The organism is Pseudomonas sp. CC6-YY-74 (genome assembly GCF_002025205.1).
Lineage (GTDB): Bacteria > Pseudomonadota > Gammaproteobacteria > Pseudomonadales > Pseudomonadaceae > Aquipseudomonas > Aquipseudomonas paeninsulae.
Genome location: NZ_CP019947.1, coordinates 2018076 through 2031723 on the forward strand (window position 1 = coordinate 2018076; position 13648 = coordinate 2031723).

Here is a 13648-nt window from a genome sequence, read left to right on the forward strand (position 1 = left end):
TCAGGATCACGGCGTACAACACACAGTTTGTATGCGCTTGGTTTCAGTCGGTTTCACTACGCAGATGGGCGCACAACAGGCCATGCAGGCGGGCCTGATCCAGCGGTTTGGTCAGCAGCGCCTTGAGTCCTTGCTCCAGCACTTCTGCCTCGTCCAGCGCATCGCTGAAACCGGTGTAGAGCACGATCGGCAGATCGGCACGCGCCGCGAGCAAACGGCGGGCCAGTTGCAGCCCGCTAAGCCGGGGCATGCTCTGGTCGAGGATGATGAAATCCCAGGCATAGGGATCGGTCAGCAGCAGTTCGCTGGCCTGCTCGGCATCGCAGAATAGCCGTGCCGACAAACCCCAGCCCTCAAGCAGCTCGCCCATGAACTCGGCCACCAGTGCATCGTCATCGACCACCGCGACCCGTCCCTGTAGCGCACTCCAGCGCAGCGCCTGGGGCCTAATGGCAGCTCCCTGGAAGGCAGGGCCCAACACCTGGCTGAGCACGGGGATCAGGACACGGAAGGTTGCCCCTGCACCTGGCGCACTCTGCAACAGAATATGCCCACCGTATTCATGCACGATACCGTGCACCATCGACAGGCCCATGCCGCTGCCCTGCCCGTTGGCCTTGGTGGAAAAAAACGGTTCGAACATACGCGCGCGCACCAGCGGATCGATTCCCGGCCCACTATCGCTCACGGTGAGCGCCACGAAGCGCCCCTGGACACGTTGCTGGCAGGAGGCGCAGACCGCCGCTTCGTGTACCTCCAGCCCCAGGCCGACGGATAGCTGACCGACACGGCCCATGGCATCGCGCGCATTGATACAGAGGTTCATCAGGACCTGCTCCAGTTGCACCGGATCCACCCGCACCGGCGGCAGATCCTGGGCCATCTGGGTGTCGAGCTCGACGGTGGCGGGCAGCGTCGACTCCACCAACTTGATGAAGTCACTCAGCACCACGTCCAGCGCCACCGTCTGCGGCTTGCCTCGACTGCCGCGGCTGAACGTGAGCATTTGCTGAATCAGGTCGCGAGCCTTCTCCGCTGAACGCTGGACCCGTGCCAGGTACTTGCCGAGCCGCTCGTGCTGCAGCTGTTCGGCCTGTTCCTGGGCCATCACCGTATAACCGAGCATGCTGGTCAGCAGGTTATTGAAGTCGTGGGCGATACCTCCAGTCAGGTGGCCGATGGCTTCCATGCGCTGGGCCTGGCGTAACTGCTGCTCCAGGCGCACCCGCTCCTCCTCGGCCCGCTTGCGATCGGTGATGTCGCGCAGGTAACAGATAAACCGCGGCCCTTCACCGCCCTGCACCACCGCCAGCGCCAGTTCAGCGGGAAATTCCTGGCCATTGGCCCGCTGGGCGACCACCTCCATGCGTTTGCCGAGAAAAGTCCCGCTGCCGGTCTCCAGGTAGCGCTCGAACCCCCGCTCATAGGCCTGGCGGAACCGCTCTGGAATGATCAGACCGAGTAACGAACAACCCAGCACCTGGTCGCCGCGCATACCGAAACATTGCTCGGCCGCCGGGTTGAAGACCAGCACCCGCCCCCGCTCGTCCATGCCAATGAAGCAGTCCAGCGCCGTATCGGCGATCGCCCGGTGTAGTAATTCGCTGGCGCGCAGGGCCTGTTCGGCCTCCTTGCGCTGGGTGATCTCGCGGGTAAAGGCGAGAATCCGGTCGACCCCGCCGATGGTCGCGCGCTTGAGCAGCACCTCATCCCAGTGCAGGCTGCCGTCGCAGTTGCGCCGGTGCCATTCATAGCGCTGCGGCTCGCCAGCCCGGGCGCTGGCCAGATAAGCGGCCGCCCCCTGGCCGGTGTAGGGCGCATAGCCGGCGCTGAAGTCAGCGACCTCCAGTTTGAGCATGTCTTCGTAGCTATAGCCGTAGGCCAGGCACGCCTTGGGATTGACGTCGACCAGGGCACCGCTGTGCAGGTCATGGACGAAGATGGCATCTTCCGAGCTGTCGAAGATCGCCCGATAGCTGGCCTCGGCCTCCAGCCGCTCGATCTCGGCGGCGGCGCGCACCGAAAAGATCCGCATCACCGATTCGATCCGACTGCGGTTGTCCATCGGCCCGCAGCGACCAGCGGCGATCAAGCCCAAAGGTCGACCATCACTGGAGAACAGCGGATACCCGGCGTAGCTGTCGACGCCAAACGCCAGCAGGCTGTCATCGCTCGGGAAACGTTGGCTTAAGCCGCTGGGAATGAACTGGAAGACCTTGCCGAACACGTCCTGGCACGGCGTTCCCGGCAGCGGGTAGCTGATATTGCGGTGCAACCGGCCGCCGTAGTACAGGGCCAGGGTAGTCAGGCTCTGGCCATCGGCATTGACCCGGCTGACAAAGGCGAAGTCGGCCTCCAGCGAGCGCGTCATATAACGCGCGATCGCCTCGAACACCTCGCTGCTGCTGGCCGCAGACACCCCCAAGGCGACATGCCCGAGGGCTTCCTCGAGGTTCTTGCGGGCGCTGATGTCGGTAGAGATACCGCACACCGCAGTCACCCGGCCGGCGGCGTCGAACAGCGGGAACTTGGTCGACAGGTAGGTGTGCGACTCCCCGCCCACCTGTATGTGCTCCTCGAACTCCAGCGCCTCGCCACACAGGGCCACCCGCTGGTCGTTGGCCCTCAGCACATCGGCCACCGACGCCGGCAAAAGCTCGTGGTCGGTGCGCCCGAGTACCGCTTCGGCCTGTAGCTGGAGCAGCTGCTCGAAGGCGCGGTTGACCAGCTGCAAGCGGCCGTGCAGATCTTTCACATAGATCACCGCGCTGCTGTTGTCGACGATCTGGCGCAGTTGATGCTCTACCGCATTGCTGTTGGCGGCAGGGATCGGCATTGGCTGGTTCACGCAGGCATCCTCCCGAAACGGCAGTCAACCCTGAGTATAGAAGCCGCCTCACGGCCTTAGCGTGCCGACAACCCAGGTGAAACAATTGAAACAAACACACCGATCGGCGTGCCTGAACCCGCAGCGGGCGACTGCAGACGGCCGCGAGTTCAATCGCCCGGCACGAACATGTAACCGACACCGCGTAGCGTGCGGATGATCTGCGGTTTGTTCGGGTCCGGCTCAAGCTTGCGGCGCAAGCGGGCGATGCGGATGTCGATGGAGCGATCGAAGGGATTCCAGTCGCGATGCTGGGTCAGGTTGAGCAGCTGATCGCGCGACAGCGGCCGGTTCGGCCGCTGGGCGAAGGCCTGCAGCAGGTCGAACTCCATCGCGGTGAGGGGAATCTCGCTGCCAGCGCCATCGAATAACTGACGGCGCTCAAGGTCCAGCCGACAGTTTCCTAGCTGCAGAGTGCGGCGCGTGTCCTCGGCTGCCGCTGCCGGCGGGGCGCGTCGGTAGCGGCGCAACACGGTTTTCACCCGTGCCAGCAGCTCGCGTGGATCGAAGGGCTTGGCCAGGTAATCGTCGGCGCCCACCTCCAGGCCGATGATGCGATCGAGCGCACTGCCGGCCCCGGAAATCATGATCACCGGCAAGTCGTGGTGTTCACGCAGAAAGCGCGCCAGGCTCAGGCCGTCCTCCCCCGGCAGGCCGACATCCAACAGCACGACATCGGGCAGTTGGCGCTCAAGTTCCGCACGCAGTTGCACGCTATCCGCCACAACGTCCACCTGGTAACCGTGGCCACCGAGATAGTCCAGCAGCAACTGACGCACCTCGGCGTCATCGTCCACCACCAGGACCCGGATCGGCTTGGCCATTGCACTGTCCCCGTCTCATCCACACTCAGGGACTATAGCTCGCGGCCACAGCGCACACATGACAAGGGCGCCGAGTGGGCGCCCTTGTCGTTGCAGCTTGGGAGTGTTCAAGCGTCGGAGCTTAGACGGAGAAGCGCGCCACCAGCGTATTCAGGTCCACCGCCAGGCGCGACAATTCCTGACTGGAAGCGCTGGTCTGGTTGGCCCCGGCCGAGGTCTGTATAGACAGATCACGAATGTTCACCAGATTGCGATCCACTTCGCGGGCGACCTGGGCCTGCTCTTCGGAGGCGCTGGCAATTACCAGGTTGCGCTCGCTGATCTGGCCGATGGCAACAGCGATCTCATCCAGAGCCTTACCGGCCGCACGGGCCACCTCCAGGGTGTCACGCGCACGCCCATTACTGCTCTGCATGGCCGCGACCGCCTTATCCGTACCCTGCTGAATGCCGCTGACCATCTGCTCGATTTCCTGGGTCGACTGCTGGGTACGATGCGCCAACGCGCGCACCTCGTCCGCCACCACGGCGAAACCCCGCCCAGCATCGCCGGCCCGCGCCGCCTCGATCGCGGCATTCAACGCCAGCAGGTTGGTCTGTTCGGCAATCGAGCGAATCACATCCAGCACCTTGCTGATATCGCGCACCTTGCCTGCCAGATGCTCGACGTCGCCGGCGGTGGTGGTCACCTCTTGGGCCAGTTGGCCAATGGCATCGACAGTCTTGATCACCTGCTCCCGGCCGTGACGAGCGATCAGATCGGACTCGCGCGAGGCTTCGGAGGTGGTCACCGCGTTGCGCGCGACCTCATCCACCGCGGCAGTCATCTCATTCACCGCCGTGGCGGCTTGTTCGATCTCATTGCTTTGCTGGTGCAGGCCACGGGTGGAGTCTTCGGTCACCGCGCTGAGCTCCTCCGAGGCGGAAGCCAATTGGTTTGAAGAATCGGAGATGCCTAGAATGGTCGTACGCAGATTCTGTTGCATGTTCTTCAGCGCGGCGAGCAAGCGCGCCGGCTCGTCCTGACCCTCGACCTGAATATTCTGGGTCAGGTTGCCGGCGGCTATCACTTCGGCCACTTTCACGGCTTCGTTCAAGGGTGTGACGATACTGCGGGTGAACTGCAGCGCCAGCGCGATGGTCGCCAGCGCCGCTAACGCGATGGCAACCATGATCCCATTGCGCGCCGTCTCGAATGCTTCATTTGTACGCAAGGCGGCGACCTCAGCACCCTTATCATTGAATGCAATCAACTCATCCAAGGCGCTGGCCATCTCATCCCCTTGCACTTGCATGGGACCAGCCACAATGACTTGTGCTTCAGCCAATTCACTACGCCGATTCAGTTCGATGACCCGGTCCTGACCCTTCAGGTAAAGGTCTTTAGCCCGCACGAATTTGCCAAGCAGCAACTTTTCTTCCGGACTGTTAGCCGTGAGTTCAAAGCTAGACACTGCCTTGCTAAGTTCGCCGCGCAATTCCTCCGCTCGCTTGTAGTCCTCTTCGTTCAGCGCGGTCTCACGCCGCAACAGCAGGCGTATCGACACGGTGCGCAAGCGCAGAAAGTTCTGATTGGCCTGATTCAACGCCACAATACTGGGTAACCAGTTTTCATCGACCTCGGCAGACTGCTTGTGCATTTCCGACATTTGCAGCAAGGCAAAGCCGCCCAGAATAAACACCAGCAAAGCAATCACAGCAAAACTAAGCGCCGCCCGGGGGGCGATATTCAGGTTACGCAGCGTCATCTTGAAGCTCCCTAAAAAGGCTCCCGTTGTGAGCCGAAACGGCCGACAGCCAGGCGCCCAAGCACTGTTGTGAGTGCAACACTGAGCTGCACTCTAGCTGCAGTATCAGCACTTAGCTGCTTCTTGCTGAGGGGGGCTCAAAAAAAAACCCAAGCCATTGACTGGCTTGAGATTTTCATCGGTAAAAACATCAGCGTACGTCGAAACGCTGCTCCACCAGTTTACGGTCCCCTTGAAACACCATCAGTCGCCACTCCCCCGGCACCACTTCATAGGCCTCGGTGAACTCGAAGGCCATGACTTCCTGAGCCACTCCCGACGTCAGTTTCTGCATCACCTCAAACTTGTCATGCCGAAGTCCATCGGGGGTGATCACGCCAGGGGTGAGGTAGAGCAATGTCAGTGGAGTGTCGCCCGCGCGCTTGCCCAGCAAGTTGTAGCGCAGGCCGAACTTGCTGCCGAGCTTGGCCGGGACCACCGCAGTGCGCTCGATCTGCTGGCTGCTATGGGCCAAGACTCGCTCGCCAGGTTTGAAGTCCTCGTATTGGCTGGCGAAGATGCCGTATTCCACCGGCCCCTCGACCCGTACCTCGGCCTGTACCAGACCGGTCATCAGCAAGAGTGCGGCCAGCGCACTGAAACGGGCGTATTGCATGTCGCGCTCCTTGTTTGGGATGGCGCGAGCCTATGACACCCGCATGACAGGCGAATGACAAGCGGCTACTCGTCATGTTTCTCCCCTGCCTTACGCGGCAGTATGGCGAGGAAGTTGTCCTGCGCGACCTTGTGCGCCACCTCAGCGGGCAACGCATCGAGAAACGGCTCGAACCCCTGCATGAGTTCGCCCACGCTGTCGAAACGGCCGACCACGTCGGAGCCGAGCATGAACCGCTCTGGATAGCGACTGACCAGCTGTACCCATTGCGGGTCGGGCGTGCCCTGCTCATCCAGCAGATAGGGGCGGAGCATGCTCCAGGACAGATCGATATACAGGTTCGGGTAGGCTTCGAGCATGCGCTCGAGGGTCGGCAGGAGGAAATCCAGCTTGTCCTGATGCCGATGTATTTCCAGGCTGGTGCCGGCATGTGCCCAGATAAAGCGCACATGCGGATGATTGCGCAGCGGCGCTTCCATTTCCGCCAGGTACAACGGGTTGCGCTCACGCTTGGAGGTGATATTGGAATGCAGCATCACCGGCAAATCGTACTCGGCGGCCAGGTGAAAGACCCGCGCCAGCGCCTCGTTGTCTGCCTGCGGCGCATCGCCTTGGATCAGCGCAGTCAGATCGTCGTGCCGGGTGAATACCTCACCGATCCCCTGCCACAAGCCCGGATCCATTTCGAGCGTGCGCCGGATATGCGCATCGGCGTTCTTGTCGTTGGGGTTGAAGCCGGACAGGAAGGGGTGAAAGCGCCTGCGCTGCTCGGCCGGCACCTGCTTGTAGGCATGCGCGATCAAGGCATCCGTGCCGCTGTACCAATAGGCATGGGCATCGTCTCCGGCGTAGTAACGCGGGCGCTTGGGTTCATTCTCGTCCCATTTCTTCGCCACCGGGATACCCGACAGCATCACATGCTCGACGTTGGCCTCGGCCATGCGCTTGAGCAGCTTGTCCATACCGGCGCTTTCCTGGAAAAAGTCGACGTAATGCAAATGGGCATCGCTGTAGCGATAATCGCGGGAATACGCACTGCTCGCGGTCAGTGCGAGGAACAGAATCAAGCTCGAACGTAGAAGATGCAAAGCGGTGTCCTCCTGACAGCATGGGCTGGGTAGACCCAGCAGATGCCCGGCAAGTTCAGCGAGCTCACTGGCGCAGGCAACGACTTCAGGGTGAAGAGTCCGGGCCTATCGTTGTTCGGCCAACGATAACGTCCACACCAGTGTTACGCGCTGTCGGCACTGGTGTGCAACTGCTGCTGATGGCCTAGGCTGGCTGCTTAACCATATTCCCTCCCCGGAGTCGCCATGAGCGCTAACCGCAACGCAACCGGCCTGCTGTTGATCCAGCCACGCCAGGAGAATGTCGGCGGCCAGCCGATCCTGCGCCCACTGCCATCGGCCAAATGCCGCAGCGTCGGCCCCTGCGTATTCTTCGACCATATCCTCGAGCAGGACTATCCGCCCGGCCAGGGCCTGAACATCGAGCAGCACCCGCATATCGGCCTGTCCACCCTCACTTACCTGTTCGAGGGCCAACTGCAGCACAAAGACAGCCTCGGCTCGGATCAACTGGTCAAGCCTGGCGAAGTCAGCTGGATGACCGCCGGCCGCGCGGTGGCGCATATCGAGCGCACGCCGGCCACGTTACAAAAAAGCGGCTCGCGCCTGCATGGCCTGCAAATCTGGTTGGCGTTGCCCGCAGCTGACGAGCAAGGCGAACCCAGCTACAGCCATCACCCGGCCAGCCATTTGCCACGCAGCGAAGCCATGGGTGTGCAAATTTGCCTGATCGCCGGCACTGGTTTCTGCCTAGAGTCGCCCGTGCCGGTAAGCTCGCCAACGTTGTACGCCGAGCTAAAATTGGCAGCTGGGGCCAGCCTGGTTATTCCCGCCGACCATCCGGAACGGGCGCTGTACCTGATCGATGGTGAAGCGTTGTTGGACGATCAAGCGCTGCCGCGGCGTGGCCTGGCGATATTGCCCGAGGGCGAAGCCTTCACCCTCAGCGCCTGCGGCGAGAGCCACCTGGTGCTGATCGGCGGCCAATCCCTGGGACCGCAGCGGATCAACTGGAATTTCGTCGCCAGCGACCCGGCGCTTATCGAGCAAGCCCGTGAGCGCTGGAAAAACAACGATTGGCCCAAGGTGCCGGGAGAAACCTCGCGCATCGAACTGCCGCGCTAACCGCGGCGACGGCGCCAGCGTCCTTTCCTTGGCGCCGCCGTTAGCGCGCCTGTCACTGCGCCGCGAACACCTCGTCGAACAGCTGGTTCATGGCCTTGTAGGCCCGTGCCGCCACCTGTGGATGGTAGTCGTTGCGCCCCGGCACATTGGCCTGCGGATTGGTGAAGGAATGCACCGCACCGCCATAGCTGACCAGTTGCCAATCGGTGCTCGCCGCTTTCATCTCGGCGATGAAGCCCTCGACTTGCTTCGGCGGTACCGATGGATCGTCGGCACCGTGCAGCACCAGCACCGGCGCCTTGATGTTCTGCGCATCGAGCGGATTCGGCGTATCCAGATTGCCATGGAAGGACACGAAGCCTTGCAGATCAGCGCCCGAGCGGGCCAGTTCGAGCACCGCGCCGCCGCCGAAGCAGAAGCCGATGGCGCCCAGCTTACCGGCATCCAAGGCGACCTGGGGCGCTTGCGCCTTGAGCACCTCGACCGCAGCCTGGGCGCGTTTGCGCATCAAGGCCCTGTCGCCGCGTAGCGCACCGGCTGCTGCTCCCGCTTCCTCGGCGTTGGCCGGGCGCACCGCCTTGCCGTACATATCGGCCATGAACAGCACGTACTTGTCACCGGCAATCAGCTCGGCCTGCTTCACCGAGCTCTCGGTCACCCCCAGCCAATCCGGCACCATCATCAAGCCAGGCCGGGGCGTCGTCACCGCATCGTCATAGATCAGCATGCCCTCGAAGGCTTCACCGCCGATCTGGTAAGGCACCGGTTTGACCACTACTGCGGCCTCGGCGAGGCCGACCAGACCAGCCAGCGCCACAGGTAAGAGTGATTTGTTCATCGAGCCGCTCCTGTTCAGTGGGTCACCCTCAAACAGTAGCGCCTGCCGCCGCGCAACCAAGAAAAAAGCCCGCTAAAGCGGGCTTTTTTCATTGCTACAGGTATCAGGCCGAGAGTTCGACCAGCAGTTTGTTGAGCCGTTGCACGTAGGCAGCCGGATCTTTCAGGCTATCACCGGCCGCCAGCGCGGCTTGGTCGAAAAGGATGTGGCTGAGGTCGGCGAAACGTTCTTCGTCCGGCTCGGCATCCAGCTTCTCGATCAACGGATGGTTGGGGTTGAACTCGAAGATCGGCTTGGATTCCGGCACTTTCTGCCCACTGGCTTCGAGAATCTGGCGCATCTGCAAGCCCAGGTCCTGCTCACCGATCGCCAGGATCGCCGGCGAATCGGTCAGGCGATGCGATACACGCACCTCGGCGACCTCCGCGCCCAGCGCGGCTTTCAGGCGCTCGACCAGGCCTTCTTTAGCCTTGGCGACTTCTTCTTGAGCCTGCTTGTCCTCTTCCGAGTCCAGTTTGCCCAGGTCCAGATCGCCACGGGCGACATCGACGAAGTGCTTGCCGTCGAACTCGGTGAGGTAGCTCATCAGCCACTCATCGATGCGGTCGGTGAGCAGCAGCACTTCGATGCCTTTCTTGCGGAACACTTCCAGGTGCGGGCTGTTCTTCACCTGGGCGTAGGATTCGCCAGAGAGGTAGTAGATCTTGTCCTGGCCTTCCTTCATGCGGCCGCTGTAGTCGGCCAGGGCCACGCTCTGCTCGCCCGCCTCGCTGCTGGTGGAGGCGAAACGCAGCAAACCGGCGATCTTCTCCTTGTTGGCGAAATCTTCCGCCGGACCTTCCTTGAGTACCTGGCCGAAGTTTTTCCAGAACCCCTGGTACTGCTCGGGATCGTTCTTCGCCTGTTTCTCCAGCATGTCCAGCACGCGCTTGGTCAGCGCCGACTTCATCGAGTCGATTACCGGATCCTTCTGCAGGATCTCGCGGGAGATGTTCAGTGACAGGTCGTTGGAGTCGACCACACCCTTGACGAAGCGCAGGTACAACGGCAGGAACTCGTCGGCCTGGTCCATGATGAACACGCGCTGTACATACAGTTTGAGGCCCTTGGAGGCATCGCGCTGATACAGGTCGAACGGCGCGCGGCCCGGCACATAGAGCAACGAGGTGTATTCCAGCTTGCCCTCGACCTTGTTGTGGCTCCAGGCCAGCGGGTTGTCGAAGTCATGGGCGACGTGCTTGTAGAACTCTTGGTACTCCTCGTCCTTGATCTCGCTGCGGGGACGGGTCCACAGCGCGCTGGCGCGGTTGACGGTTTCCCACTCAGGCTCGGCCGGTTTATCAGCCGCTTCACCCTGGTGCTCTTTCGGCAGCTCGATCGGCAGGGCGATGTGGTCGGAGTATTTCTTGATGATATTGCGCAGGCGCCAGCCGTCGGCGAACTCGTCCTCAGCCTTCTTCAGGTGCAGGACGATACGGCTGCCACGCTCGGCCTTTTCGATGGTCGCAACCTCGAAATCACCCTCGCCCTGCGACGACCAATGCACGCCCTCGCCTGCCGTCAATCCGGCACGACGGCTGAACACATCGACTTTATCGGCGACGATAAACGCAGAATAGAAGCCCACACCGAACTGGCCGATCAGGTGAGAATCCTTCTTTTGATCACCCGAAAGGTTCTTCAGGAAGTCGGAAGTCCCCGACTTGGCGATGGTCCCAAGATGGGTAATCGCGTCCTCGCGGCTCATGCCAATGCCGTTGTCTTCGAGGGTGAGGGTATTAGCCTCTTTATCGAAGCTGACGCGAATCTTCAGCTCGCCGCCACCTTCCAGCAGTTCGGGCTTGGCCAGCGCTTCGAAACGCAGCTTATCCGCCGCATCCGAGGCATTGGAAATCAGCTCCCGAAGGAAGATTTCCTTATTCGAATACATCGAATGGATCATCAGGTGAAGCATTTGCTTCACCTCGGTCTGGAAGCCCAGGGTTTCTTTTTGAGTTTCCACACTCATGGTCGTTTAACTCCACATTGTTGACTAAGCCGAAATCCGGCGGATGTCATGCAGATGGGGGCAAGCTTTGAGATTTCAAGTAGTTGGCCAAGCCTCTCAGGGTTCCAGCAGCTCGATCGTGCTGATTTCCTCGGGGCGCAAGGTGTAGCTGGCCGTGCCCGAACCACTCAGACGCTGACGGATGACCAGGCGGCCCTGCGGGTCGACCCCCTGAAACCGCCCCTGCGCCGTATTACCACGCGCAGTCGATACGCGCATGCTGAGGTTCTCGTAGCGGCTTGGACTGCGCAGCAGACCTTCCAGGCTAAAGCGCAGGCGCCGATCCAGCGGACGGCTGATCCGCGCGCTGCTCGCCGTCTGCATTGGCATGACTTGCGTCTGCAGCGCTGGCGTCACGACTGTCCGCTCCGGTAATGGCGCAAAGCGATCGGCCTCAACCGCCCAGCCGCGGGATGCGCTCTTGTTCAGGCGCATAGGCAGACGTTGAGCCTGCCCATTGATCTGCGCCTCGACGGTCAGTTCGAAACTGTCAGCCGGCAGCGGCAGCGCCGGCAAGTCACCCAACTGCACCGCACGAGTGGCAAAGCGCCGTTGCAGATAGTCCTCGATGACATAGGTCAGGGTATCGCTCGAGTCGATATGCCGGTCGACCTTGCCGTCGCGATAACGCAGGCCATTGCGGAACACTTCGACCCTGCCGCTCAGGGTGGTCTTGAATTGTGCAGGCAACACCAAATGAAAATCACCGGCCAGCTTGTTCGGCGGCAGGGGTTGCAAGTCCAGATGCAGGGTGTAGCCATGACTCAGCCGACGCGCCTCGGGCAATTCCTGCTCTGGCAGTAACCAGCTCACTTCAATTTCCGGCAGCGGACCTTGGTCGCCTGGCAACACGTCAAGGCGCAAGGCGCCGGTCACCGGCTGTGGCAGGCGGATGATCAGTTCGCGGCTAGCAAAAAAATCCTGGCCTTCACGCAGGCTGAGTACGCTGCCGAGCAACTCGCCCTGCTGCGGCAGAAAAGGCTGGCCATGCAACTCGCCGTGCAGCGCGATGGACAACTCCGCCGGGGCCTGCACCTCTGGCTTGAGCCACTGCAAGCTCAACAACGCATGCAGGCGCTGCGAATCCTGGCTGGCCAGCAGGCTCAAACCGACGATCAGCGGAATAAACCCCAGGGCGCTGAGGCCCAGCGCCTGACGCGCACTGCGCCAGTGGCGCAGCACATACAGCAGGGTGAACGGCGGCAGCAGACTCGCCCAGCCCCAGAGCAGACCGGTGCCGAAAGCGCGCATCACCAGCCAGACCAGGCCGGCTAGAATCAGCAGCAAACCACCGAGGATCAGCAACGCATCCATTCATATTCCTTAACTAGATATACCGAGCGGATTGGGGCGCCGTAGAAGACTCAAGGCTCGTCGACCTTGAAGTGCGCCCGCGCCGTGGCAATAGGCTCGGTTTGATTGGTTTGCCAAGCCGTAATTGCCACGTTGGCGACGCGTCGACCTTGCCGCCACACCTGGCACTGGGCATAGGTGTCACGATAATGACCGGCGCGCAGGTAATCTATCGAGAAGTCGATGATTTTCGGCAAATGTGGGATGCCCATGAACATCAACAGATGGAGCATGGCGGCATGTTCCATGAAGCCGGCGATCACCCCGCCGTGCAACGCCGGCAGGATCGGATTGCCGATGTTGTCCTGGTTGGCCGGCAGGTGGAAAATCATGTCTTCGCCCTGCCGCGGGCATTGCATACCGAGCAATTTGGCATACGGCATCAGGTTGATCAGCGAGTCGTAATCGCCGTTTTCATGGGCCTGGGATAGCAACTGATTGAGCGTCAATTCACTCATGCGCCAGCCCCCCGAATATCAGGTTTGAGTTGTTTTTCACCCGGCACGCCTTTACCCGTACGCATGAAAGTGCCGACTACGTGGGCAATCGGCTGCGTCGGGTCGTCCTGATAGGCAAAACCGCGGGTGAAGATGATATTCGGCGTAACCCGGTAGCATTCGGCAAAACCGAACACGTCCTTGTTCGGCTCTGCCGGGTGCATGTAGTCGATGCGCAGGTCGAGGGTTGGGCAAACCTCGAACTCAGCCAGGGCGCAAACAGTTGAAATGCCACAGGTGGTATCCATCAGGGTGGTTATCGCACCACCGTGAATCACCCCGGACTCCGGATCACCCACTATCTGCCTGCTATAGGGCAAACGCAGGGTCAAACCGAGGGGGCTGGCGTCATGCACCTGGATACCGAGCACCTGGCAATGACGCAGCGCCATCAAGAAGCGCTGCGCCTGCTCGAGAATGAGGGTATTGCTCATCGATTCAGCCCACCACAACGACACCAAGGGCGCGCATGATAGCCTCTCACCGGACCATGGCACATTAGCGCAGTGCTGAGAGGCAGTGAAAAGACTCCACCCGCTGCGGCCGCCTCCCGGCGTCCGCAGCTAACGATGCGCTACGAACACGTGGAGTCGGCCTTGCGACTGCCT

At 61.5% G+C, this 13648-nt stretch carries 11 protein-coding genes; 1 reads left to right on the forward strand and 10 read right to left on the reverse strand.

Features of this window, described 5'->3' with window-relative positions; genetic code table 11:
- Window positions 1-43: 43 nt before the first annotated feature.
- The 5 genes from B2D37_RS09245 to B2D37_RS09265 all read right to left on the reverse strand — a co-directional run bounded on the left by B2D37_RS09245 (window position 44) and on the right by B2D37_RS09265 (window position 7201).
- Window positions 44-2848: a PAS domain S-box protein gene (locus B2D37_RS09245; RefSeq protein WP_079202411.1), complete on the reverse strand. Its 2805-nt coding sequence runs from the start codon at window positions 2846-2848 to the stop codon at window positions 44-46.
- Window positions 2849-2997: 149 nt separating this feature from the next.
- Window positions 2998-3711 carry a response regulator gene (locus B2D37_RS09250; protein WP_079202412.1) on the reverse strand — a complete coding sequence of 238 codons (714 nt, stop codon included), beginning with the start codon at window positions 3709-3711 and terminating at the stop codon, window positions 2998-3000.
- Between the two features lie 121 nt (window positions 3712-3832).
- Window positions 3833-5458, reverse strand: a complete 1626-nt coding sequence (locus tag B2D37_RS09255; RefSeq protein WP_079202413.1) for a methyl-accepting chemotaxis protein — start codon at window positions 5456-5458, stop codon at window positions 3833-3835.
- Between the two features lie 190 nt (window positions 5459-5648).
- Entirely contained in the window at window positions 5649-6113 is a 465-nt protein-coding gene (locus tag B2D37_RS09260) for a DUF3859 domain-containing protein (RefSeq protein ID WP_079202414.1), read from the reverse strand.
- 65 nt (window positions 6114-6178) lie between these two features.
- On the reverse strand, window positions 6179-7201 hold the full coding sequence (locus B2D37_RS09265; protein ID WP_079202415.1) for an amidohydrolase family protein: 1023 nt from the start codon (window positions 7199-7201) through the stop codon (window positions 6179-6181).
- Window positions 7202-7426: 225 nt separating this feature from the next.
- Here B2D37_RS09265 and B2D37_RS09270 point away from each other — a divergent pair, with 225 nt between their 5' ends.
- Window positions 7427-8305 (forward strand): pirin family protein, encoded by an 879-nt coding sequence (locus tag B2D37_RS09270; protein WP_079202416.1) that lies wholly within the window; start codon window positions 7427-7429, stop codon window positions 8303-8305.
- Window positions 8306-8357: 52 nt separating this feature from the next.
- Here the strand turns inward: B2D37_RS09270 and B2D37_RS09275 are convergent, their stop codons facing one another.
- The 5 genes from B2D37_RS09275 to B2D37_RS09295 form a co-directional block, all read right to left on the reverse strand.
- Window positions 8358-9143 carry a dienelactone hydrolase family protein gene (locus tag B2D37_RS09275; protein WP_079202417.1) on the reverse strand — a complete coding sequence of 262 codons (786 nt, stop codon included), beginning with the start codon at window positions 9141-9143 and terminating at the stop codon, window positions 8358-8360.
- Window positions 9144-9246: 103 nt separating this feature from the next.
- Window positions 9247-11151, reverse strand: coding sequence for a molecular chaperone HtpG (htpG, locus tag B2D37_RS09280; protein ID WP_079202418.1), 1905 nt, complete (start codon window positions 11149-11151; stop codon window positions 9247-9249).
- A gap of 96 nt (window positions 11152-11247) precedes the next feature.
- Window positions 11248-12504: an MFS transporter gene (locus B2D37_RS09285; protein ID WP_079202419.1), complete on the reverse strand. Its 1257-nt coding sequence runs from the start codon at window positions 12502-12504 to the stop codon at window positions 11248-11250.
- A 50-nt stretch (window positions 12505-12554) separates the two neighbouring features.
- Complete coding sequence (locus B2D37_RS09290) at window positions 12555-13001, reverse strand: PaaI family thioesterase (RefSeq protein WP_079202420.1); 447 nt, start codon at window positions 12999-13001, stop codon at window positions 12555-12557.
- Entirely contained in the window at window positions 12998-13474 is a 477-nt protein-coding gene (locus B2D37_RS09295) for a PaaI family thioesterase (protein WP_079202421.1), read from the reverse strand. Before B2D37_RS09295 ends, B2D37_RS09290 begins: the two co-directional genes overlap by 4 nt.
- Window positions 13475-13648 lie beyond the last annotated feature (174 nt).